General features: G+C 69.1%; 14 protein-coding genes and 1 pseudogene. 7 read left to right on the forward strand and 8 right to left on the reverse strand.

Annotation, left to right across the window (positions count from 1 at the left end; genetic code table 11):
- Positions 1–39: 39 nt before the first annotated feature.
- Positions 40–348, reverse strand: coding sequence for a hypothetical protein (locus tag AW273_RS21790; RefSeq protein WP_062350898.1), 309 nt, complete (start codon positions 346–348; stop codon positions 40–42).
- A 150-nt stretch (positions 349–498) separates the two neighbouring features.
- Between AW273_RS21790 and AW273_RS21795 the strand changes: the two genes are divergently transcribed.
- The gene (locus tag AW273_RS21795) at positions 499–2,169 is read left to right on the forward strand and encodes a choice-of-anchor P family protein (protein WP_157556017.1); all 1,671 of its coding nucleotides are present in this window, start codon (positions 499–501) and stop codon (positions 2,167–2,169) included.
- 58 nt (positions 2,170–2,227) lie between these two features.
- Here the strand turns inward: AW273_RS21795 and xynA are convergent, their stop codons facing one another.
- The 4 genes from xynA to AW273_RS39150 form a co-directional block, all read right to left on the reverse strand.
- The gene (xynA, locus tag AW273_RS21800) at positions 2,228–3,190 is read right to left on the reverse strand and encodes an endo-1,4-beta-xylanase XynA (RefSeq protein WP_062350904.1); all 963 of its coding nucleotides are present in this window, start codon (positions 3,188–3,190) and stop codon (positions 2,228–2,230) included.
- Positions 3,191–3,480: 290 nt separating this feature from the next.
- On the reverse strand, positions 3,481–4,272 hold the full coding sequence (locus AW273_RS21805; protein WP_062350907.1) for an alpha/beta hydrolase: 792 nt from the start codon (positions 4,270–4,272) through the stop codon (positions 3,481–3,483).
- Complete coding sequence (locus AW273_RS21810) at positions 4,269–5,090, reverse strand: alpha/beta fold hydrolase (protein ID WP_062350910.1); 822 nt, start codon at positions 5,088–5,090, stop codon at positions 4,269–4,271. Before AW273_RS21810 ends, AW273_RS21805 begins: the two co-directional genes overlap by 4 nt.
- 54 nt (positions 5,091–5,144) lie before the next feature.
- Positions 5,145–7,868, reverse strand: coding sequence for a helix-turn-helix transcriptional regulator (locus AW273_RS39150; protein ID WP_062351076.1), 2,724 nt, complete (start codon positions 7,866–7,868; stop codon positions 5,145–5,147).
- 219 nt (positions 7,869–8,087) lie between these two features.
- Between AW273_RS39150 and AW273_RS21820 the strand changes: the two genes are divergently transcribed.
- Positions 8,088–8,774, forward strand: coding sequence for an alpha/beta fold hydrolase (locus tag AW273_RS21820; protein ID WP_369409101.1), 687 nt, complete (start codon positions 8,088–8,090; stop codon positions 8,772–8,774).
- Between the two features lie 44 nt (positions 8,775–8,818).
- Here AW273_RS21820 and AW273_RS39155 read toward each other — a convergent pair whose 3' ends face one another.
- Together AW273_RS39155 and AW273_RS21825 are read right to left on the reverse strand one after the other, a co-directional pair.
- The gene (locus AW273_RS39155; RefSeq protein ID WP_269750257.1) at positions 8,819–8,947 is read right to left on the reverse strand and encodes a hypothetical protein; all 129 of its coding nucleotides are present in this window, start codon (positions 8,945–8,947) and stop codon (positions 8,819–8,821) included.
- 378 nt (positions 8,948–9,325) lie between these two features.
- Positions 9,326–10,642: a hypothetical protein gene (locus AW273_RS21825; protein ID WP_062350912.1), complete on the reverse strand. Its 1,317-nt coding sequence runs from the start codon at positions 10,640–10,642 to the stop codon at positions 9,326–9,328.
- A gap of 232 nt (positions 10,643–10,874) precedes the next feature.
- On the opposite strand from AW273_RS21825, the pseudogene AW273_RS39370 reads away from it, so the two are divergent.
- The 3 genes and pseudogenes from AW273_RS39370 to AW273_RS35820 form a co-directional block, all read left to right on the forward strand.
- A pseudogene (locus AW273_RS39370) lies at positions 10,875–11,423 on the forward strand (esterase-like activity of phytase family protein); the annotation flags it as partial.
- An 85-nt stretch (positions 11,424–11,508) separates the two neighbouring features.
- Positions 11,509–12,156 carry an esterase-like activity of phytase family protein gene (locus AW273_RS39165; protein ID WP_269750259.1) on the forward strand — a complete coding sequence of 216 codons (648 nt, stop codon included), beginning with the start codon at positions 11,509–11,511 and terminating at the stop codon, positions 12,154–12,156.
- A gap of 169 nt (positions 12,157–12,325) precedes the next feature.
- Positions 12,326–18,001 carry a ThuA domain-containing protein gene (locus AW273_RS35820; protein ID WP_083949939.1) on the forward strand — a complete coding sequence of 1,892 codons (5,676 nt, stop codon included), beginning with the start codon at positions 12,326–12,328 and terminating at the stop codon, positions 17,999–18,001.
- 42 nt (positions 18,002–18,043) lie between these two features.
- Here AW273_RS35820 and AW273_RS21840 read toward each other — a convergent pair whose 3' ends face one another.
- Positions 18,044–19,228, reverse strand: a complete 1,185-nt coding sequence (locus AW273_RS21840) for an ROK family transcriptional regulator (RefSeq protein ID WP_062350914.1) — start codon at positions 19,226–19,228, stop codon at positions 18,044–18,046.
- A 131-nt stretch (positions 19,229–19,359) separates the two neighbouring features.
- Here AW273_RS21840 and AW273_RS21845 point away from each other — a divergent pair, with 131 nt between their 5' ends.
- Positions 19,360–22,173: a PQQ-dependent sugar dehydrogenase gene (locus tag AW273_RS21845; RefSeq protein ID WP_198168282.1), complete on the forward strand. Its 2,814-nt coding sequence runs from the start codon at positions 19,360–19,362 to the stop codon at positions 22,171–22,173.
- Positions 22,173–24,275: a ThuA domain-containing protein gene (locus AW273_RS21850; protein ID WP_198168283.1), complete on the forward strand. Its 2,103-nt coding sequence runs from the start codon at positions 22,173–22,175 to the stop codon at positions 24,273–24,275. Before AW273_RS21845 ends, AW273_RS21850 begins: the two co-directional genes overlap by 1 nt.
- The last annotated feature ends 84 nt before the right edge of the window (positions 24,276–24,359 follow it).

Consider the following 24,359-nt stretch of genomic DNA (forward strand, 5'->3'; position numbering starts at 1 on the left):
GCGACCGCCGACCAGAGACCGGATGATCATCTCAGGTGATCAGGGGTTGTCGTAGCCGATCCAGTTGATCTGCCAGCCATAGCGCTGGGCCGTGGCCGGAGTCAGCGCGGAGCCGTCGCGCCACTGCACGTAGACGCGGAAGCCGGTGGCGGTGGGTGAGTAGATCGCGCTCGGGCCGACCAGTGACCACTGGTTGCCGCCCGGCCCGGTGATGGAGGTGACATAGGTCGGGGCGCCGGTGAAACGGCCCGAGGTGGTGTCGACGTCGATGTAGATGCCGTTCGGCCCGTAGGCCTGCCAGCCCTGCCCGGAGACGGTGTTTCCTGCTGCGATGCGTGCGGTCGGCATTGAGGGGGGTCCTTTCGCCACGAGGCAATGTCACTCTCAGTATTCATTGATTACGCAGAGTTGCCACTTACTTTCTTGACAGAAAGTGATTCGTCGGAGACTTTGTGTACGAACTGAGGACCGCCAGTTCGCCACGAAGGGATTTCACCTTTGCGACGCATCGTCCCTGCGGTCGTGCTCACCCTCATTCCGCTGACCGCGGTCCTGTCACCCCGGGCGGCCACCGCCGCGCCCGCTGATCCGCAGGTCGTCTTCAGCGAGGAGTTCGAGAACGGCATGGGCACGGCGCCCGTCATGGTCACCGACTACACCGGGCCCGCGCCCCACGCCATGACCTACGCCGCCGACCCCGCCTGGCTGACCTCGTGCAACGGCCTCATCGCCAGCCGTCTCAACCCCGCCGTCGCGCCACCGCTCGCGCAGCAGTGCGGCGGCTGGTGGCCGGTCGTCCGGGATCTGGCCGGCGCGCTCGGCCAGTGGGCGGGCGGCGACCCGGCCACGAACCACGCCGTCACGGCCTTCACGCACACGCCTCCCGGCGCCGGCAAGGTGCAGCTGGAGACGGAACACCCGGTGTCCATCGGGAGCGGCAACCGGTTCGTCACGTTCTCGGTCGACGCGGCGGCGGTCAACTGCAACGTGGACCATCCGCTGATCGCGTTCTACCTGCTCGACGGGAACACCGCGATCCCGACGTTCAGCCAGCCCATCGACACCTGCGCCAACCCCGGGGCGGTGATCGGCGGCATCTCGGTCGGCACCTACACGAGTAACGCGCCCGTCCTGTTCTCCGGCTCGCAGCTCGGCGTCCGCCTGGTCAACACCCAGGGCGGCACCAACGGCAACGACGGGGCGATCGACAACGTGCGGGTGCTCGACGTGACCCCGGCGCTCGGCGTCTCCTACTCGCCGGGCAGCCCCGCGATCGGGCAGACCGCCACGCTCAAGCTGACCGTGACCAACACCTCGGAGCTGCGGGAGAAGAACGGCTGGTCGTTCAAGGTCGCGCTGCCCGACGGGCTGACCCCGGCGGGGGCGGCCACGAGCGACTGCGCCCAGCCGTCGGTGTCGGTCGCGAACGGGGTCGTCTCCGCCGGCGGCGGCATCGGCGACGGCGTGACGAGCTGCACCATCACCGTTCCGGTGAAGGCCGGGGTCATCGGCGAATACTCGACCTGCCCGGCCGACGTCTCCGACCGGGTCGGCATGAACAACGCGACCACGTGCGCGTCGGTGAGGTTCGTCGCGCCGGAGCACAAGTTCGACGCGCACGCCCACGCCGCCAAGGTCACCGCGCCGCTGATCGGCGGCCCCGCGCTGGTGCCGTCCGACGTCTCGTGCACGGCCACGCCCGGCTCCGACCACGACTCGCTGCTGACCGCGGTCCTGCCGGCGGTCGCCTCGCTCGGGGTGCTCACCACGGAGGCCTCCGGCACGGTGGGGCCCGACGGGTTGCGTACCGCCAGGGCGAAGGCCACCACCGCGAAGCTGAACCTGCTCAACGGCCTGATCACGGCTGAAGAGATCAGCGCCCAGGCGACGGCGAGCGCCACCGAGAGCGGGACGGTCACCACCTCGGGGACGACCACCTTCACCGCGCTCAAGGTCAACGGTTCGGCCATCACCAACCCGCCGCTGAACCACATGATCACCATCCCGCTGGTGGCGAAGATCGTGCTCAACGAACGGGTGCCCTACGGGAACGGCACCGGCATCAAGGTCAACGCCGTCCACGTCACCACGATCGCCGGGGTGGACGTCGTCATCAGCCACGCCCGCGCCTCGCTGACCCTGCCCGGCCAGTCCTGCCCGTCGGCCTAGTTCACAACAGGCGGAAAGCCCAGGCGCCGATCACCTGGGCTTTCCGTCGGTCGGCGGGTCAGCCTGCCTGGCAGGACACCGTCGGCCACGTGTTGTTGCCGTTGTGCATGATCGTCACGCCCCAGTTGTTGCCGCTGCCGTTGGGCCGCGCCGTCAGGGTCTGGGCGTTCGGGTAGGACGCGGAGATGTTCCACGTCGAGCTGATCTTCGCGGGTGACGGCACGTTCATCGTCACCGTCCAGTTGCTCGAACCGCTGACCGAGACGTTCAGGTTGTAGCGGTCACTCCACGACTGGCCCGCCGACAACGACGCCGTGCAGCCGCCGCCTCCGCCACCGTTGGTGGGGGTCGGGGTGGGCTGCGGGTTGGTGCCGCCGCCGCCGATCGTGATGTTGGAGCTGCCGCTGCTCTGGTAGCCCTCGGTCGCCATGATCATGTAGTCGTGGTTGCCGAGCTGCATGCCGGCCCGCGACCACGCGTCGAAGTGGTTGCCGGCGGTGATGGTGCCCCCGGTCTTCTTCTGCTGGCGCACGCTCCAGAACTGCTTGAACGTCCGGGTGCCCTCGATCGAGGGCGCGTTGGTGCGGGTCGTCTCGTAGATGTCGTAGGTGCCGCCGTCGCTGGTCACCGTGCCCTTGAAGGAGCCGGTCGGGCGGTAGGTGCCCCAGTTGTCGACGATGTAGTACTCGATCAGCGGGTTACGGGTCCACCCGTAGAGGGTCAGGTATGCGTTTCCCGACGGGTTGAAGCTGCCCGAGTACGAAACCGTCCTGCGGCCACCGGTCTGCCAGCCCTTGCCGGCCACGAAGTTGCCGGTGTTGCGCCACGAGGTGCTGTAGTTGCCGCCGGAGCCGAGTTCCATCGAGACCGTGCCCTGGGCGTCAGTCCAGAAGGAGTACCAGTAGCCGTTGTTGTTACCGGTCTGGTTGGTGGTCACGGCCGCCTGGGCGATGCCCGGCAACATCGTGATCATGGCGATCACCGTGGCCCAGACGCCTGCGGCCGCTAAGCCTTTTTTCATGGAAGTGCTTCCTCCCTGCCTTGGGGGCTCGGAACGACCGACGGGAGCGGATCGGTATCCCCGAAAGTGTCGGCGCGGACCTCCGGGCTGTCAACAACTTTCAGAAACATCGCCGAAACCTGAACCCGCAGCTCAGCAGCGAATTCGCAGGTCAGCGCATATCAACAAAACAGGCGTGCCTGATGTAACCAGATGAATGGCACGATTCCACCGAGCCGGACGGGAGAAACTTTCGGCTTCAAGACGAAAGCCCGCTCCCCGGACGACGAGGGAGCGGGCTTCGCGGCACGTCAGCGCTTGTGCTTCAGCGCCCAGTCAAGGGCGTAGTCGGCGACGGCCTCCCAGCCGGGGGCGCCGCAGGTCCAGTGATCGCGGCCCTCGAACTCGTGGTAGTCCGTCAGGGCCGGCGAGTTCTTGTAGTGCTTGGCGTTGGACCTGTTCACCGACGGCGGCATGATGTGGTCCTTCTCGCCGGCGATGAACAGCAGGGGCGCACGGTCGGCGTTGTAGTCGACCCACGTGTCCTGGTGGCCGGGCTTGAAGTTGGCGAACAGGCCGTACTCCCAGACCCAGTAGCCGGGGGCGGCGATCGCGTACCGCTCCCAGACGGCGCGCGAGTCCTCCTCCGACAGGGTGTTGGTGAAGGCGTAGTGCCACTCCTCCGGCGTGAAGCCGACGGCGCGGTGCCGGTTGGCGGGGTTCTTCAACGCCGGGAACAACGACCTGGCCTGCGAGATCGGGTTGACCCGCACACCCTCGGTCGGGGCCGAGTCGATCACGACCCCGGCCGCGCCGAGCCCCTTGGCCAGCAGCAACTGGGTGAGCGTGCCGCCGAAGGAGTGGCCCATGATGATCGGCGGCTCGGGCTCGGCCTGGATCACCGAGGCCAGGTGGGCGATCGTGTCGTCGACGGTCAGGCCGGCGATGACGTCGGGATTCTCCCGCAGCGCCTCGACCTCGATCTCGAAGCCGGGGTAGGCGGGGGTGAGCACCTTCACACCCTTGGACTCCAGGTGAGGGACCCACTGCTCCCAGCTCCGCGGGGTGACCCACAGGCCGTGGACGAGTACGACGGTCGTCATGAGATGAACTCCAGGATGTCGGCGTGGAGGCGGTCGCGGTCGGTGTCGGGCAGGGCGTGGCCGCTGCCCTCGTACACCTTGAGAAGGGCGCCGTCGATCAGGGCGGCCGAGCGCTTGCCGCCCACCTCGAACGGCACGATCTGGTCGTCGTCCCCGTGGATGACCAGCGTAGGGACGTCGATCTTGGCCAGGTCGGGGCGGAAGTCGGTCGCCGAGAACGCGGCGATGCACTCGTAGGCCGCCCGGTGCCCGCAGGCCATGCTCTGCAACCAGAAGGCGTCGCGGAAGCCCTGCGCCACGTCGCCCTTGCGGTTGTGGCCGAAGAACGGCCCGTCGGCCAGGTCGCGGTAGAGCTGCGAACGGTTCGCCAGCTCACCGGCCCGGATCCCGTCGAAGACCTCGATCGGCAGTCCCTCGGGGTTGTCGTCGGTCCTGAGCATGAGCGGCGGCACCGCGCCGACGAGCACGACGCGGGAGACGCGCGCGGTGCCGTGCCGGCCGATGTAGTGGACGATCTCGCCGCCGCCGGTCGAGTGGCCGACGAGGGTGAGGTCGCGCAGGTCGAGGTTCTCGATCAGGCAGGCCAGGTCGTCGGCGTAGGTGTCCATCTCGTTGCCGTGCCAGGTCTGCGACGAACGGCCGTGGCCGCGCCGGTCGTGCGCGACGGCGCGGTGGCCGTTGTTGGCCATGAAGAGGGCCGCGGCCTCCCAGGCGTCGGCGTTCAGCGGCCAGCCGTGGCTGAACAGAACCGGGGATCCCTCCGTCCCCCAGCCCTGGTAGAAGATGCGCGCACCGTCGTCGGCGGTGACAAAGGGCACTTCGGCCTCCTTCGCTCGAATAGCGTCGATCGAGCGTTTCGCGGAGGCGCGGGACTACGTACCACGCGATTCTCGTAGTCTGTCGGCCAGTTGCCGGCGCGAGGAGATGCCGAGTTTCTGGAACACCTTCCTGAGGTGGTAGTCGACGGTGTTGACGCTGATGAAGAGGTTGGCGGCGATCTCGGCGTTGGTCCTGCCCAGCGCCGCCTGCCGGGCGATGGTGTGCTCCTGCGGGGTGAGGTCGGGGATCCCCGACCCGGTGGGCTCCACCGCTTTCAGCCCGGCCGCTTCGAGCTCCGATCGGGTTCTCGGTACGAAAATGTGCGCGCCCGCCTGCTCGAAGAGCATGGCCGCCCGCTGGAGCTGTTCGCCCGCCTCACGACGGCGGCGGATCCGGCGCAGCCACTCGCCGTAGAGCAGATGAGCCCTGGCCAGGTCGATCTCCGCGCCGGTCGTGCCGAGCAGGTCGACCGCCGTCACGTAGTGCTCTTCCGGGTCGTCGCTGAGGAGCGCCTTCGACCGGTGGACCAGGCCCGCGCACCACGCCGAGCCGTTCACCGTGGCCATCTCGGCCAGCCGGTCGGCGATCGGCCGGGCCTCGACGGTCCGGCCGCTGCGCACGGCCGCCTCGACGAAGTCGGGATACTGCAACGGCGTGACGTGCAGGAACGGATCGTTGATCAGCGGCTTGAGCCGTTCGTGGGCGTCTCGATAGGCGCCTTCGGCGATGTCGCGCACCCCGACGGCCGCGACGGCGGCGGCCCCGACCCCGCCGTAGCCGACCGCGTTGGCCCCTTCGCCGATGGCGAGCACGACGTGGCGGGGCGCGCCGGTCCAGGCCATCAGCGCGGCGTTGATGACGTTCTCGCTGTCGTAGCCCATGGCGTGCCGGACCTCGCGGACCTGCGCCATCAGCTCCTCCGCCATGCGGACCGTGCCGAAGGTCAGCTCGGCGAGGGAGTGGACCCATAGCAGCGAGTCGAGGGCCTGGAGCGCGCCCGCCTCCCTGGCCGCAGTCGCGGCCCGGGTGAGCCCGCCCCGGCCGCCGGCGTCGTCGAACAGGAAGACGCTCAGCGCGGCGATCGCCGAGTGCATCAGCATGACTTCGTGGTCGGGCAGCGCGAGCAGCGCGTCCAGGGAGGCGCGGGCGCGCGGCACCGCCTCGGCGTAGGGCAGCAGGACGAGCGCGCCCAGCCCGGTGAGGATCTCGGTGAAGGAGCCGCCCTCGACCACGCCTTCGGTGATCCGCTCCCCCAGTTCCCGCTTGGTGATCCCGACGAACAGCCGGTCGACGGTGGCGGCGACCTCGTAGGCCTTCAGCAGGGCGCGCTGCTCGCGTTCGAGGTCCCGGCCCCGGAAGGCGTCGGCCGCCTTGACCAGCTCGGCCACCGCCGAGGGCAGCACCCGCGCGTCGCCCGTGAAGAGCCCGAGCGCACACCGCACCACGATCATCCGGCCGTGGCCCACCGGGTCGGCGGTCGCGTTGTCGATGCGGGCCAGTTGCTCCTGGGCGACCTGCACCGCCCCCACCCCGAGGGCGGCCTCGGCGGCCCCGACCAGGCGGGAGTTCTTCACCGGGCCTGTCGGGGTGAGTTCGGCGGCGCGGGTGAGGATGCTGGCCCGCGAGGCCAGGCCACCGCGCCGGGCGGCCAGGTCGGCGGTGTGCTCCAGCCGGTCGGCGACCTCGGCGTCGGTGCCGAAGGTGGCCTTGGCGGCGTGCCAGGCTTCGAGCTCGACCATCCCGAGGTCGGCCGCCGCCTTCGCGAGAGCCCGGTGGGCGCGCCTGCGGTCGGTGCCCGCGGAGGAGTTGTAAACGGCCGAGCGGACCAGCGGATGGCGGAACCTGATGGCGCCGTGGAGCTCCACCAGCCCGAGGGCCTCGGCCCGGTCGACGACGTCCTCGCCCAGGTCGAGCTGGCGGGCGGCGGCGGTGATCAGTTCAACGTCGTCGGTGGTGTCGGCGGCGGCCAGCAGGACCCAGAGGCGTACCTGCGGGTCGGTCCGGCCGATCCGGCGGGCGTAGTGGGCCTCCAGGCGGCGGCCGACCGGGATCGGGTCGCCGCCGAAGCCGAGCCCGGCCAGGTCGCGCTGGGAGAAGTCCTCGGCGAGGTCGATCAGCGCGAGCGGGTTGCCGCCGGTCGCGCGGGCGATGGCGGCGGCCGAGGCGGGGTCGATCGGGGTTGCGAGCGAGCGCGTCAGCAGTGCGGTCGCCGACTCCTGGCTCAGGCCTTCGAGCAGCAGTTCCGGCACCCCGGCCAGCCGGGAGGCGATGTCCTGCTCGTCGCGGGCGGCGAACAGCAGCGCGACCGGCTCGACCGCGATCCGCCGCGCCACGAACGCCATGACGTCGAGGCTCTCCTGGTCGAGCAGGTGGGCGTCGTCGACCGCGCACACGACCGCCCGTTCGGCGGCGGCCGCCGCGAACAGCCCGAGCACGCCGAGACCGACCAGGAACCGGTCGGGCGGCGGCCCCTCGGCCAACCCGGAGGCGACCATGATGGCCCCGCGCTGCCGTTCGGGCAGCGCGGCGAAGTGGCCGCCGAACGGGATGGTCAGCCGCTGGATCGCCGCGAACGGCAGCGTCATCTCCGACTCGAACCCGTCGAGCCGGACCGTCGTCAGCCCGGCCGCGCCGGTGGTCGACGCTTCCAGCAGCGCCGTCTTCCCGATCCCCGGTTCGCCGGTGACCAGGAGCGATCCGCCATGACCGTTGCGCGCGTTGCCGAGCAGCAGATCGAGCCGCCGCCGCTCGTCATCCCGACCAAGGAGCCCAAGCACGGGCCAATCACACCAGAACCACCCACGGAACACCACGGAGAACACGTGGTCCGGCGACGGCGGGCCCGATCGCACGATGTGCGGGTTCGCCCCCACCACGTAGGAGACACCTCATGTCCCGCTTGATCCGGGTGCTGGCCGCCGCCTTCCTGCTGGCCGGCCTGACCTTCGCCACCCCCGCCCAGGCCGGCCGAACCCCCCGCCCCCAAGCCCACGATCGTGCTCGTGCACGGCGCCTTCGCCGACTCCAGCGGCTGGAACGAGGTCGCCGGTCAGCTGATCCGCAAGGGCTACGACGTCATCGCCTTCTCCAACCCGCTGCGCGGCCCGGCCTCCGACAGCGCGTACCTCCGCGAGTTCCTGACCACCGTCGAGGGCCCGATCGTCCTCGTCGGCCACTCGTACGGCGGCGCCGTCATCACCGGAGCCGCCACCGGAAACACCAAGGTCAAGTCCCTCGTGTACGTGGCCGCCTACGCCCTCGAAGAGGGTGAGAGCGTCGCCGCCGCCAACACCCTCGGCGGCGGCCACACCGAGGTGGTCGACCACCTGAAGACCACGCCGTTCCCCGGCGCCTCGGGCGGCGACGCGGACGCCTACATCGACCCGGCCCACTTCCACCGCCTGTTCGCCCAGGACCTCCCCCGCAGGACGACCGCCGTGATGGCCGCGACCCAGCGTCCCGGCGCGCTGGCCGCCCTGGTGACGCCGTCGGGCCCGGCCGCCTGGAAGACCATCCCGAGCTACTTCCTGGTGGCCAGGCAGGACGGCATCATCCCGCCGCAGGCCGAGCGGGCCATGGCCAAGCGCGCCAAGGCCGTGACGATCGAGATCAACAGCTCTCACGTGGCGATGATGAGCCACCCCGACACGGTGACGTCCCTGATCCTCAAGGCCGCCCGCTAAGGACTCGTGCCCTCCGGCGTGAACGCCGGAGGGCACGGTCATGTTCAGTTGGTCTGGCTGGGCATCGAGGTGCCCTCGTCGTGTCCGATGACGACGCCCGAGTTCCAGGCCAGTTCGCCCCTGGGCGCGGGCGGCGTTGACGGGGGCGGCGTCTGGGTCGGAACCGGGTACATCCGGAAAATCTTGACCTCGCTGAGCCGGCAGCGCGGCGGGTCGGGCGGAAGACCTGTCCGGGGGCGAAGGTGCCGAGGTCCTTCACCCAGTTTCCGTACTGGTCGTAGAGTTTGGCCTCCAGCATGCGCGGACCCATGTTGATCACCACGACCTGCTTGACCAACGGATAGTTCGCGAGCCTCGCCACCTGTGCCGTGGCACGTACGCCTGGCTGACCGTGGTCGTGGTGGCGCTGCCGCTCGCGTGGGCCCGGACGAAGGGCGGGGTCCTGGTGCCGATCCTGGTCCACTGCACCATGAACGCGCTCACCTTCGCCGTCCTCGTCATGGGAGGGCTCCAGCGATGACCCTCCCATGCGGCCGGCGCTTGAGCTCCGTCTAGTTCAGCAGACGGCGCATGGCCAGCACGGTTCCGTCGTCGTGTACGGAGATCGGCCCCTTCCAGCCCGAGGGTTGTTTGTCGTCGCACCACCGTCCCCGCTGCGCGTAGACCCTCCTGCGGTACTCCTCGACCCTTCCCTCGGACAGGAGGTCGAACAGGCTCTCCACGACGCCGGAGAACGCCTCCACTCGCTTGTTGTTCAACCGGAAGACGTGGTCGGTGCCCACGAATCTGATGCCGAAGAACGTGTAGGTCGCATCCCGGACACTCCCCGTCGCCGCGTGGGCGAACGGGACCCGGTAGTGCCCGCTCCCCTGACGCTTGGTCAGGTACTGGACGGTGGCGCCGCCGTCACCGGCGAAGGCGGTCACTCCGGCCGCGGCGGTTCGGGCCAGCACGTGCTGGAACCAGCCGAAGCGCTCCGGATTGACGTGAAAACCGGGCTCGTCGTCAGGCGAACCTTCGATTCCCGGCAGATATCCCTTGTCCAGAAGCGGCACGTCCAGACGAGAACGCTCGGAGGAGAGCAGCCAACCCCCCTCTCCCCGCGATTCGAGGGCATGGACCGTGAGCGGGCCTTCGGGGGACAGTTCGGTGCTGAAGAGCAGGGCCGGCGTCTCGCCCAGCTCTCCGATGACGACGGCCTCGGCGTGGGCGGAGCAGGAGGCGAGCTGGTTGTGGGAGGTGATCGGACGGCGATCGTGGTTTCCCTTGGCGGCGATCGGGATGACCAGCGACGGCTCACCCGGCTTCCAGATCTCGGCGAAGAAGTCGGGCTGGTAATTGTATTTGTACGATCTGTTCGCCCACCCCGCCTTGAGGACGACGTCAGCGCTGACGATGGAGACGAAATGGTCCGGATGACGCTGCCGAAGAATATGACGGGTCAGCAGACGGGCGAATCCGTGACCGAGTTCCTGCGACTGAATCCGCTTGTACTGCTGCGCGACGTTGCTCTTTCCCTCTCCGGAGAGTTCCATGAAGAACCCGGACTCGGAGTCCAACGCCTGGCTGTATTTGAGACTGCCCCAGTGTTCCGCCAGACCGCGACTCGCTCCCTGTCGCGACAGGCTGAGCGCGTGTGCTAGTTCGTGCAGGACATGCCATGGGGGCAGGTGGAGCGATTGCGCCTTACTGGAACGCGGTAATTCCGTGAGGTCGGTCTTGCGGCGGAGCCGGTCGTCCCTCTGCTTTCGTTTCGCGTCGTCCTTCGCCGCCGCCTTTCTCACCTTCCCCACGAGTTCCGAACTCGTCCGGACCGCGATGTCCGATGCCTCGGCCAGATCCCGTAGCACCTGATCCGTCGGTTTCAATCGCCCCTCCCATATTTGATGATGACACGCCGAATGAGCGTGTCATCGGCCGGGAAAGGAGTCCGCTATCCGGGACAGAACATGTGCGTGCCCCTCATTCCCCGCCGGGGACGCGGAGGGCGGCGGCTGAGGTCGTTCCGCTGGTTTCCCTTCATCGGGATGAGGGGTGTCGTTCAAGATCGGTCATTACGGTGGTCGGCTGGCAATCTGCGACACAACGAAAGGTGAGCCGATGCTCCGTCCCGCTCTCGCCGGTCTGGCCCTGGCCGCCGCGACGCTCGTCATTCCCGGTACGGCCACGGCAAAGCCCGCCCCCGCCCCGGTCGTCATCAAGGACGTCACCATCCCCCCGGTCCCGCTCAAGGAGCTCCAGTCGTCGATCCGGGACGACCGCGGCGTGCAGCTCGGCGGCATCGGCAGCGGGCTCTTCCCGGCCGGCCGCCAGGGTGAGTTCTGGGTCGTCACCGACCGCGGCCCGAACGGGCAGCCGACCGTGAACGGCGAGAAGCGGCGTACCTTCCCGATCCCCGAGTTCGCCCCGGCGATCGCCAAGGTGTCGACGCAGTTCGGCGTCGAGATCAAGAAGTGGATCCCGATCACGGGGCGGTCGGGCAAACTCGTCACGGGCCTGTCGAACCAGCAGGGGCACGACGAGATCCCGTACACCTGGGACGGGCTCACCCAGCTGGCCTTCAACCCGAGCGGGGTCGACACCGAGGACATCGTGGTCGACCGGCACGGTGACTTCTGGCTGGTGGACGAGTACTCCCCCTCGCTGATCCACGTGTCGTCGAACGGCCGGGTCATCGCCCGGTACGTGCCCAAGGGGCTGAACCTCCAGGGCGCCGATTACCCGGTCAAGGAACGTGCTGCCCGGCATCCTGTCGACCCGGCCGCAGAACCGCGGGTTCGAAGGGCTGACCATCAACGGCAACACCCTCTACCTGGCCGTCCAGAGCCCGCTGCAGAACCCGACGAAGGCCGTCGGCGACAAATCGCGGGTCGCGCGCATCCTCACGTTCGACATCCGGCGCGAGCGGGTCACCGGCGAGTACGCCTACCAGTTCGAGGACATCACCACCTTCGACCCGTCGTACAACGGCGACCAGAGCCAGATGAAGATCTCCGGCCTGGCCCACATCGCCGGCGACCGCATCCTCGTCGACGAGCGGACCGACAAGGTCGCGCACATCTACGAGATCGACCTGGCCAAGGCGAAGAACCTCCTCGGCGGCAGGTACGACCAGCTCTCGACGACCCCGTCGCTGGAGGCGCTGACCGACCTGACCCAGGTCCGGCCCACGCCGAAGAAGCTGATCGCCGACCTGTCGAAGGTCGCGCCGACGCTGCCGGGCAAGGTCGAGGGCCTGGCGATCCTCGACCCGCGCACGATCGTCGTCATCAACGACAACGACTTCGGCCTGGGCGAGTTCGGCGCCGACGGCCGCCTGATCGACTCGGGTGTGAAGACCCGCATCGTCACGATCAAGCTGCCGAAGCCGCTGCGCTGGTAACAAGGTCGACTCGTTCCACGATCACCTCTGGGCTCCCCGGAAACCCGCGTGTTACAAATCACGTGAGTCATCCGGGGAGTGGCATCTCCGGGCCAACTGCATATCGGTGGCAGCGTGATCGGCGCGCGCGCTTTGCCTGACGTCTCCCTTTGTCAGGAAAGGTCCCTTCATGCGTTTTGGAAGGCTGGCCAGGGTCATCCTGTTAGCCGCCGCGCTTGTGCTGCCCCTCATGCCCGTGATGGCCTCGCCGGCCGCCGCGGCCCAGGTCGCGGCCGATCCCGAGTTCAAGGTCCTCGTCTTCTCCAAGACGACCGGTTTCCGGCACGACTCGATCCCCGACGGCATCGCCGCGATCCAGAAGCTCGGCACGGAGAACAACTTCGCCGTCGACGCCACCGAGAACAGCGCGGCCTTCACCGACGCCAACCTGGCGCAGTACGCGGCGGTCGTCTTCCTGTCGACCACCGGCGACCCGCTGGGCAACGCCTCCGAGCGGGACGCCCTGGAGAAGTACATCCAGGGCGGCGGCGGTTTCGCGGGCGTCCACTCGGCCTCCGACACCCACTACAACTGGGAGTGGTACGGCAAGCTGGTCGGCGGCTACTTCAAGTCCCACCCGGCCACGCAGCAGGCCACCCTCCGGACCGAGGACCCGGCCCACCCGTCGACGGCCCACCTGCCGAAGACCTGGACCCGGGTCGACGAGTGGTACGACTACCAGACCAACCCGCGCAGCACGGTGCACGTGCTGCAGTCGCTCGACGAGAAGTCCTACACCGGCGGCACGATGGGGATCGACCACCCGATCTCCTGGTGCCAGGACTACGACGGCGGGCGCTCCTGGTACACCGGCCTGGGCCACACCAAGGAGAGCTTCACCGAGGCCAACTTCACCAAGATGCTGCTCGGCGGCATCCGCACGGCGGCGGGCGTCGAGAAGGCCGACTGCGCGGCCTCACAGAGCGCGAGCTTCGAGAAGGTCACCCTCGACGACAACACCGCGAACCCGATGATGCTGGACGTCGCCAAGGACGGCCGCGTCTTCTACATCGACCGCCTCGGTGACTTCCGGATCATCAAGCCCAGCGGCGCCACCGTCACGGCCGCCCGGTTCAACGTCTACACCGCCAACGAGGCCGGCCTCATGGGCCTGGTGCTGGACACGAACTTCGACACCAACGGCTGGGTGTACGTCTACTACTCCCCCGCCGGGGTCAACGTCGACCGCCTGAGCCGTTTCACGGTCACCGGCGACACCCTCGACCTGTCGAGCGAGGTGCAGGTCCTCAACATCCCGGTCCAGCGCGCCGAGTGCTGCCACCACGGCGGCGGCCTGGCGATCGACCACAAGACCGGCGACCTCTGGCTGACCACGGGCGACAACACCAACCCGTTCGCCTCCGACGGCTACACGCCGATCGACGAGCAGGCCGGCCGCGCCGCCTGGGACGCCCAGCGCACCTCGGGCAACACCAACGACCTGAGCGGCAAGGTCCTGCGGATCCGCCCGCAGGCCGACGGCACGTACACGATCCCCCCGGGCAACCTCTTCCCGCCCGGCACCGCGCAGACCCGTCCCGAGATCTACGCGATGGGCTTCCGCAACCCGTTCCGCGTGGGCCTGGACGCCAAGACCGGCCTGCTCATGGTGGCCGACTACGGCCCCGACGCGGGCGCCGCCAACCCGAACCGCGGTCCGCAGGGCACCGTGGAGTGGAACCTGGTCAGCAAGCCGGGCAACTACGGCTGGCCGTACTGCGTGGGCAACAACACGCCGTACATCGACTACAACTTCCAGACCCGGGTGTCGGGCCAGGCGTTCAACTGCGCCAACCCGGTCAACAACTCGCCGAACAACACGGGCCTGACCAACCTCCCGCCCGCGATCCCGGCGAACATCCACTACGTCAGCCAGACCAACCCGAACAGCTTCCCCGAGCTGAACGGCGGCGCCCCCATGGCCGGCCCGGTCTACCGCTTCGACCCGGCGATCGAGTCGGACCGCAAGTGGCCGGCCTACTGGGACGGCAAGGCGATCATGGGCGAGTGGAACACGAACAAGATGTTCTCGTTCCTGCTCGACGAGGCCGGCACCAGCCAGGTCAAGATCAACCAGATTCTCGGCGCGATGGCGTTCAAGCGGCCGATGGACATCAAGTTCGGCCCCGACGGCGCGCTCTACCTGATCGAGTGGGGCTCGGGCTTCGGCGGCGACAACGCCGACTCGGGCATCTACCGCATCGACTACGTGAAGGGCACCCGCCCGCCGATCGCCCGGATCTCGGCCGACAAGACCGACGGCCCGGCGCCGCTGACCGTGCAGTTCTCCAGCCAGGGCTCCAGCGACCCCGAGGGCAAGCCGCTCACGTACGCCTGGGACTTCGACGGGAACGGCTCGACCGACTCGACCGCGCAGCACCCGAGCCACACCTACACCCAGGCCGGCCAGTACAGCGCCGTGCTCACGGTGACCAACCCCGACGGCCTGACCGGCACCGCCAACCTGCCGATCAACGCCGGCAACACCCGCCCGACCGTCACCCTCGACCTGCCCCCGAACGGCGGCTTCTTCGAGTTCGGCGACCAGGTGAACTACAAGATCACCGTCACCGACCCCGAAGACGGCACGATCGACTGCGACGACGTCAAGATCCAGGCCTACCTGGGTCACGACAGCCACGGTCACCCGCTCGACCAGCACGAGGGTTGCGCGGGCACCATCCAGACCCTGACCGACAGCGGTCACGGGATCGACGACAACCTCTTCTACATCCTTGAGGCGACCTACGCCGACAAGGGCGGCCAGGGTGGTTCGCAGTCGCTGACCGGCCGGGCCGAGGTCATCCTCCAGCCCAAGCGCAAGCAGGCCGAGCACTTCTCCGGCACCGGCCGCGTCGCCGACGGCGTCGGCACCGACCCGGCGGGCGTGCAGATCGAGGCCACCGGCGACTCCCAGGGCGGCAACCAGAACATCGGGTTCACCCAGGACGGCGACTGGTTCTCCTTCACCCCGATCAACCTGGGCGGCATCTCCCAGATCCGGTTCCGCACGGCCTCGGCCGGCGTGGGCGGCACCGTGCTCGTGAAGACCGGCGACCCGGACAACGGCCCGGTGGTCGGCCAGATCGACATCACCCCGACGGGGGCGTGGCAGACGTACAAGGACGTCACGCTGACCCTGGCCAGTGCTCCGGCGACGACCGGGCCGCTGTTCTTCGTGCTGCGCAAGCCGGCTAGCGCGGCGGCGGGTGACTCGCTGCTCAACTTCAACTGGATCGACTTCATCGGCAAGGGCGTCACCGAGAACCAGCGCCCGGCCGTGACGGTCGCCGCCACCCCGCTTTCCGGCACCGCGCCGCTGAAGGTCGACTTCACCGCCACGGCGACCGACCCCGACGGGGACACGCCGCTGACGTACAAGTGGAACTTCGGCGTGAACGGCTCGCCGCAGCCGACCACCGCGACCGCGAGCCACACGTACACCGCGCCCGGCAGCTACACCGCCTCGGTGACCGTGACCGACGCCCGGGGCGCGGCCACCACCGCGTCGGTGGCCGTGCGGGTGGACGCCGTCACCAGCACGTGCTTCTCGGGTCGTTCCGACGACTTCCTGGGCACGTCGCTCGACCGCGACCGCTGGTCGGTCATCCGCGAGGACCAGAACCTCCGGGTCCAGGACGGCAAGGTCATCCTGCCGACCTCGCTGACCGACATCTACGGCACCAACAACACGGGCACCCCGAACATCGTGCTCCAGCCCGCGCCGCAGGGCGCGTGGACGGCCACCGCGAAGCTCACGATGGACGCCCGCAACCAGTACCAGCAGGCGGGTCTGCTCATCTACGGCGACGACGACAACTACGCCAAGATGGTGCTCCAGGCACGCGGCACCAACGACCACGCCAACCGCGTGTTCCAGTTCATCCGCGAGGAGAACGGCGTGCCCAACGAGGTCGCCGCCAGCAACTCGCCCACCCTCGGCGACGCCTACTCCGACACCGTCTACGTGCGGTTCGTCAGCGACGGCGCCAACATCACCGCGCACTACTCGCAGGACGGCGCGACGTTCACCGCGATGACGCAGACCAAGGCGCTGGCCGGGATCACCAACCCGCGCATCGGCCTGGTCTCGCTGGCCGGTTCGGGCACCCGCCCGATCGTCGACGCCGCCTTCGACTGGTTCCACATCACCCCCGACGACAGGGCCGTCAAGCCGGGCCCGAACGACGAGTTCGACGGCACCGCGCTCGACGCCTGCCGCTGGAACGCGGTGGTCCGTCCGGACGCGGCGACCCACCGCGTGACCGGCGGCAACCTGGAGATCGACACCGCGCAGGGTGACATCTACGGCACGGCCAACACCGCGCCGAAGAACTTCATCCTCCAGACCGCGCCCTCGGGCGACTGGACCCTGGAGACCAAACTCGACGGCTCGGCGTTCAACGAGCAGTACCACCAGGGTGGTCTGATCGTGTACGTCGACGACGACAACTACGTGAAGTTCGACTTCCTCACCGACAACACGGCCGGCTCGGCGGTCACCCGCCGCATCGAGCTGCGCAGCGAGGTCGGCGGTTCGGTGCAGAACCCGCAGCCCGGGGCGAACAACCTCACCCAGGGCGTCTGGTACCTGCGCCTGCAGAAGACCGGCACCACCTTCCGCGGTTCCTACTCGGCGGACGGCGCCACCTGGACGGACATCGCCGAGGCCGTGACCAACACGGCGGTCGGCGCGGGCCGGATCGGCCTGTTCGCCCTGGGCGCCAACCAGACGGCGGCGAAGCCGGCCAAGTTCGACTACTTCAAGGTGACCCAGCCGAGCAGCGACACCACCGCCCCGGCCACGACCGCGACGCCGAACCCGGCGCTCCCGGCCAGTGGCTGGTTCACCAGCCTGGTCCAGGTGGCGCTGGCCGCGACCGACTCCGGATCGGGCGTGGAGAAGACCGAGTTCCAGCTCGACGGCGGAGCGTGGACGACGTACGTCGAACCGGTCGTGGTGACCGGCGACGGCCCGCACACGCTGAACTACCGGTCGGTCGACAAGGCCGGCAACGTCGAGACGGCCAAGTCGCTGGCCCTGAAGGTCGACGCGACCACCCCCCTGACCACGGCGGACTTCCTGCCGGGCAACCAGGTGGCGCTGGCCGCGACCGACGCCACCTCGGGCGTGGAGAAGATCGAGTACAGCCTCGACGGCGGCGACTGGACCACCTACACCGCCGCGGTCGCCGTGACCGGTGTGGGCGACCACCAGCTCCGCTACCGGGCGATCGACAAGGCCGGCAACGTCGAGGAGACCAAGGCCGCGACGATCACGATCGAGGACACCGAGCCGACGATCGTCATCACCGGGATCGAGGGCGGCGGCACCTACGGTGACGGCGGCGACGTGACGATCGCCTGGGAGGTGGCGGGTGCCGGCGTCAAGACGGTGACCGGCACGCTCGACGGCCGGCCGTACGTCTCGGGCTCGATCCAGCCGCTCCACAAGCTCGCCCTCGGCGAGCACATCCTCCTGGTGACCGTCACGACCGAGGCCGGCGGGACGTACACCAAGGAGATCAGGTTCACGACCACGACCTCGACCGACGACATCTCGCTCCTGATCGGGCGGTTCCAGGCAGCCGGGCAGCTCTCGGCGACCGGGGCCGCCAAGCTCCAGGACGACATCGCGAAGGTCATGGTGTCGGAGGAGAAGGGCCGCGACCGCGACAAGCCGAAGATCATCAAGAAGCTTGAGCGGTTCGTCGAGGCGGTGCACGATCCCAAGATCGTGAACGACGCCGAGGCGAAGGCGACCTTCCTCAGGGACGCCGAGGCGCTGATCGAGTACTACAGCTAGTTGGAGAAAGCCGGGGCGCCTTTTCGAGGCGCCCCGGTTTTTTCATGCCGAATAGACGTGGTCGCTGATGAGCCGGGCCGCGCCCACCACACCCGCGACGTCCTCCAGCTCCGACAACACGATCGGCAGGTTGCCGGTCGCCAGCGGCAGCGACCGCCGGTAGACGACGCTGCGGATCTCGGCCAGCAGGATGTGCCCCAGGCGGGCCACCCCGCCCGCGATGATCACCAGGCCGGGGTTGAAGAAGCTGACGAGACCGGCGAGCACCTGGCCGACCCGGCGTCCGCCGTCCCTTATGAGCTGGATGGCCACCGGATCGCCCTGGGCGGCGGCGATGGCGACGTCTTCGGCGGTCACCGATCCCGTGGCGGCCAGCCGGGCGGCCAGGTGGGGAGAGGCCCCGCTGCGCGCGGCCGACTCGGCCTGGGCGGCCAGCGCGGAGCCGCCGAAGTAGGCCTCCAGGCAGCCGATGTTGCCGCACGGGCAGACCGGCCCGTCTTCGTCGACCATCATGTGGCCGATGTCTCCTGCGCTGCCGGACACCCCCCGGTAGATCCGGCCGTCGACGACGATGCCGCAGCCGACCCCGGTGCCGATCTTCACCAGCAGGAAGTCGTCGACCTGGCGGGCGACCCCGGCGTGCAGCTCGCCCAGCGCCATCAGGTTCACGTCGTTGTCGAGCATCGCGGGGCAGCCGAGCTCCTGGCTGACGGTCTCGCGCAGCGGGTAGCGGTTCCAGCCGGGCATGATCGGCGGCACCACCGGCACCCCCTCGGCGAAGCTCACCGGCCCCGGCACGCCGATGCCGGCCCCGTTGAGCTGCGTGTAGAGCCCCTGCTCCCGGAGTTTGCCGACGAGGTCGGACACCCGGTCGAGCACCGGGGCCGGCCCGTTCCTTATGTCGATCGGCTCGCTGACGTGGCCGAGCACGTTGAGCTCGCCGTCGGTGACGGCCACGTCGACCGAGGTGGCGCCGATGTCGATGGCCGCGAAGCGGGTGGTGGCCGACAGCCGGACCAGCCCCGACCGCCGGCCGCCCCGCGACTCGGCGAAGCCGTCGGGTTCGGCCAGGTCGAGCTCGATCAGGCGGTCGAGCTCGGCGTTGAGCTTGGACCGTGACATCCCGTCGGAGGTGAGGTCGTTGAGCTGAGCTCGCGACCTGGGCCCGTCGCGGAGGAGGCGCAGCAGCGCGGCCTGGTGCGGGTTCTCCGGGCGGTTGGTCTTCACGGTGAAAAACTACCTCACAAGCTACTTTCGTCCGAAAAAACAAAAGATTAGTTGGATCGTACGTAACTTCTAGACCATATGCCGGAAACAACTTACGCTTCGATCGAGTCAAGTCCGCCTTAAGGATGTCGATGAAACACCGCCGCAGGTGGCTGATCGCCACCGCATCACTGCTCGTCCTGTCGGGCGTCACCGCCGTCCCCGCACAGGCCCACACCATCAACGCGACCGACTTCCAGCAGGTCACCCTCGCCAAGGGTGAGCCCGAGATGGGCGAGCCCATGTCGCTCGCCGTGTTACCCGACCGCTCGGTCCTGCACACGGCTCGCAACGGCACCCTGCGGCGGACCGACGCCGCGGGCAACACGTCCGTCATCGGCACGCTGCCGGTCTACACCCACGACGAAGAAGGCCTGCAGGGTGTCGCCGTCGACCCCGGCTTCGCCACCAACCGGCACGTCTACCTCTACTACGCGCCCCCGCTGAGCACCCCCTCGGGCGACGCCCCCGCCACCGGAACCGCCGCCACCTGGACGACGTGGACCGGTGTGAACCGCCTGTCCCGGTTCACGCTCAACGCGGACTTCACCCTCAACATGGGCAGCCAGGTCAACGTCCTGGACGTGCCCGCCAACCGCGGCATATGCTGCCACGTCGGCGGCGACATGGACTTCGACGCGGCCGGCAACCTCTACCTGTCGACCGGCGACGACACCAACCCGTTCGAGTCGGCCGGCTACTCGCCGATCGACGAGCGGACCGAGCGCAACCCCGCCTACGACGCCCAGCGCAGCGCCGGCAACACCAACGACCTGCGCGGCAAGATCCTGCGCATCAAGGTGAACGCCGACGGCACCTACTCGATCCCGTCGGGCAACCTGTTCGCCCCCGGCACCGCGGGCACCCGTCCCGAGATCTACGCGATGGGCTTCCGCAACCCGTTCCGGATCAGCGTCGACAAGGCCACGGGCATCGTCTACGTCGGCGACTACGGCCCCGACGCGGGTGCCACCAGCTCGACCAGGGGCCCTTCGGGCCAGGTCGAGTTCAACCGCGTCACGAGCCCCGGCAACTACGGCTGGCCCTACTGCACCGGCACGAACACCACGAGCGAGACGTACAACGAGTGGAACTTCGCCACCAACGCGACCGGCGCGAAGTTCAACTGCGCGGGGCAGCCGACCAACAACTCCTTCCGCAACACCGGCCTCCAGACGCTGCCGCAACCGCGACCGGCCTGGATCCGCTACGGCGGTGACGCGGGCACGCCCGCCGCGTTCGGCGGGGGCAGCGAGTCGCCCATGGGCGGCCCGGTCTACCGCTACAACGCCTCCAACACCTCGGCGACGAAGTTCCCGCAGTCGTTCGACGGCCAGTTCTTCGCCACCGAGTTCGGCCGGGGCTGGGTCAAGCCCATCCACGTGAACACCGACGGCTCCCCGGGCACCATCGACACCTTCCCGTGGAACGGCAAGCAGGTCATGGACTCGGCGTTCGGCCCCGACGGCGCCTACTACGTGCTCGACTACGGCACCGGCTACTTCAACGGCGACGCCAACAGCGCCCTCTACCGCTACGACTACGTCGGCGGCGGCAACCGCGCCCCGAACGCCGTGGCGGCCGCCAACCGCACCTCGGGCGCGGCCCCGCTGGCCGTGACGTTCTCCTCGGCGGGCTCCAGCGACCCCGAGGGCGGCGCGCTGACCTACTCATGGGCGTTCGGCGACGGCACCACGTCGACGGCGGCCAACCCGACCAAGACCTACAGCACCAACGGCACCTACACGGCCACGCTGACCGTCCGCGACCCGCAGGGCGCGACCGGCACCGCGAGCGTCGTGATCAGCGTCGGCAACACCGCCCCGACCGTGACGATCAACCTGCCCGCCTCGGGGCAGCTCGCCTCCTTCGGCGACAGCGTGCCGTGGAGCGTCACCGTCACCGACCCCGAGGACGGCACGGTCGCCTGCTCGCGGGTCACCATGACCTACCTGCTCGGCCACGACCAGCACGCCCACCAGATCACCGCGCAGAACGGCTGCTCGGGCACGATCACCATCCCGGTCGACGGCGAGCACGACGACGCGGCCAACATCTTCCCGATCTTCGACGCGTCCTACACCGACAACGGCGGCCTGACCACGCACAGCCAGCACCTGCTCCAGCCGCGCAAGCGCCAGGGCGAGCACTACAAGACGTCGTCGGGCGTCGCGCCGATGACGAAGACCACCGCCGAGGGCGGCCGCACGGTCGGCGACATCCACAACGGCGACTGGATCCAGTTCGACCCGTACAAGCTCGACAACGTCACGTCGTTCACCGCCCGGGTCTCCTCGGCCGGGATCGGCGGCACCCTCCAGTTCCGCACCGGCTCGGCGACCGGCCCGATCATCGGGCAGGCGGCCGTCGCGCCGACCGGCGGCTGGGAGACGTTCGTCAACGTCACCGGCACGATCTCAGGCGCGCCGTCGACCGCGACCTCGCTCTACGTGACCTTCGCCGGCACGGGCACCGGAGCCCTCTTCGACCTCGACAGCTTCACCTTCGCGACCGGCACCCCGCCGGCCGGCAACGGCCGGGTCACCGGTCTCGGCGGCAAGTGCCTCGACGTCAGGGGCGGCGCGACGGCCGACGGCACCCAGGTCCAGATCTACACGTGCAACAACTCGGCGGCGCAGACGTGGACCCGTACCGGACAGACCTTCCGGGCCCTCGGCAAGTGCCTCGACGTCTCGGGCGCCAGCACCGCCAACGGCGCCAAGATCCAGATCTACACGTGCAACGGCACCAACGCCCAGAACTGGACCGTCGGGAGCGACGGCACGATCCGCAACGTCGGATCGGCCAAGTGCCTCGACGTGACGGGTAGCAGCACCGCCGACAGCACCGTCGTGTCCCAGCAGACCTGCACCGCGGCCGCCAACCAGAAGTGGACGGTTTCCTGATGCGGAAATTACTGACGGCAGCCGGGGCCATCGCCCTGGCCGCCACCACCCTGACGGCGTCCCCGGCCCAGGCCGCCGACGCGCCCTATGACGTGCTCGTCTTCTCCAAGACGGCCGGCTTCCGGCACGACTCGATCGCGGTCGGCACCCAGGCCATCCGCGACCTGGGCGCGGCCAACAGCTTCACGGTGACCGCCACCGAGGACGCCGCCGCCTTCACGACGGCCAACCTCGCCCAGTACGAGACGGTCGTCTTCCTCAACACGACCGGCGACGTGCTGAACGCCACCCAGCAGACGGCGTTCGAGAGCTACATCCGCGGCGGCGGCGGTTACGTCGGCGTGCACGCGGCGGCCGACACCGAATACGCCTGGCCCTTCTACAACACGCTCGCCGGCGCCTACTTCGCCAGCCACCCGGCGATCCAGCAGGTGACCTCGCGGACCGAGAACCGGGCCCACCCGGCCACCGCCCACCTGCCCTCGGCGTGGACCCGAACCGACGAGCTGTACAACTACCAGACCAACCCGCGCTCGACCGCCCGGGTCCTGGCGACGCTCGACGAGTCGACCTACTCGGGCGGCTCGATGGGCGCCGACCACCCGATCACGTGGTGCAAGGGCATCGACAACGGCCGCTCGTTCTACACGGGCTTCGGCCACACCCAGTCGACCTACGCCGAGGCGGGCTTCCGCAACCAGCTCCTCGGCGGCATCCGGTACGCCGCCAAGCGCGCCGACGCCGACTGCCGTCCCGAGACGGGCTACACGACCCTCTACAACGGCTCGACCACGGGCTGGTCGCAGTCGGGACCGGGCAGCTTCTCCAACTCCGACGCGACCCTGTCGTCCGTCGGCGGGATGGGCCTGTTCTGGTACAACGCCAAGCAGTACACCGACTACTCGCTCAAGGCCGACTGGCGGCTGACCGGCGACAGCAACTCGGGCATCTTCATCGGCTTCCCGAACCCCGGCGGCGACCCCAACATCGCCGTCAACCAGGGGTACGAGATCCAGATCGACGCCACCGACACGGCCGACCGCACGACCGGCTCCGTCTACGGCTTCAAGTCGGCCGACATCGCCGCCCGCGACGCCAACCTGAACCCGCCGGGCGAGTGGAACACCTACGAGCTGCTGGTCGAGGGCCAGCGTGTCCGGGTCTACCTGAACGGCGCGCTGATCAACGACTTCACCAACACCAACGCCGCCCGCAACCTCGACGGCTACATCGGCCTCCAGAACCACGGCTCCGGCGACCAGGCGTCGTTCCGCAACGTCCGGATCAAGGAGCTGGGCGGCGCGCCGGTCTGCGACGTGCGCGTCCAGGCCGAGTCGTTCACCTCGGTGAACGGCGCCCAGGCCTTCACCAAGGCCGGCGCCAACAACGGCCAGACCCTCGGCTACATCGAGCCGGGCGACTGGGCCGGCTACAACAACATCACCGTCGGCGGCGCGACCGCGATCCGGGCCCGCGTCGTCTCCGGCGGCCCCGGCGGCCAGATCCAGGTCCGCACCGGCTCCCAGACGGGCCCGATCCTGGGCACCCTGACGGTCCCGAACACCGGAAGCTGGGACACCTACGCCGACGTGCTCGCGCCGCTGAGCGGCGTCCCGTCGGGCAGCGCGAACATCTTCCTGACCTTCACCGGCACCGGCACCGGCCTGTTCGACGTCGACGACTTCACCTTCCTCAGGCCCTGTACGCCGACCGCCACCAACCTCGCCCTGAACAAGCCCGCCACGGCGTCCAGCGTGGAGACGGCCCAATACCCGGCCTCGGCCGCGGTCGACGCCTCGGCCACGACCAGGTGGGCCAGCGCCTTCTCCGACCCGCAGTGGATCCAGGTCGACCTGGGCCAGACGTACACGATCAACCGGGTCCGCCTGCTGTGGGAGGCGGCCTACGGGTCGGCGTACCAGATCCAGACCTCCACGAACGGATCGACCTGGACCACGGCCAGATCGGTGACCGGCGGAAACGGCGGCGAGGACGACAACACGGGCCTGAACCACCAGGCCAGGTATGTACGGATCTACGGCACGACCCGAGGCACGGCCTGGGGCTACTCGCTCTTCCAGTTCGAGGTCTACGGCAGCTAACGGAGATCGACGAAGGGGGTGCCGGGGCGACCGGCACTCCCTTTTCCGTGCGACCAACTCACCACGATCACAGCGACCAATTCA

Source organism: Herbidospora yilanensis (assembly GCF_001570565.1).
Taxonomy (GTDB): Bacteria; Actinomycetota; Actinomycetes; order Streptosporangiales; family Streptosporangiaceae; genus Herbidospora; species Herbidospora yilanensis.

What these genes read in the sequence shown, in the direction of transcription:
- AW273_RS21790 (WP_062350898.1), bottom strand. Translation starts at nt 348, where the DNA reads ATGCCGACCGCACGCATCGCAGCAGGAAACACCGTCTCCGGGCAGGGC.
- xynA (WP_062350904.1), bottom strand. Translation starts at nt 3,190, where the DNA reads ATGAAAAAAGGCTTAGCGGCCGCAGGCGTCTGGGCCACGGTGATCGCC.
- AW273_RS21805 (WP_062350907.1), bottom strand. Translation starts at nt 4,272, where the DNA reads ATGACGACCGTCGTACTCGTCCACGGCCTGTGGGTCACCCCGCGGAGC.
- AW273_RS39155 (WP_269750257.1), bottom strand. Translation starts at nt 8,947, where the DNA reads ATGTACCCGGTTCCGACCCAGACGCCGCCCCCGTCAACGCCGCCCGCG.
- AW273_RS35820 (WP_083949939.1), top strand. Translation starts at nt 12,326, where the DNA reads ATGCGTTTTGGAAGGCTGGCCAGGGTCATCCTGTTAGCCGCCGCGCTT.
- AW273_RS21845 (WP_198168282.1), top strand. Translation starts at nt 19,360, where the DNA reads ATGAAACACCGCCGCAGGTGGCTGATCGCCACCGCATCACTGCTCGTC.
- AW273_RS21850 (WP_198168283.1), top strand. Translation starts at nt 22,173, where the DNA reads ATGCGGAAATTACTGACGGCAGCCGGGGCCATCGCCCTGGCCGCCACC.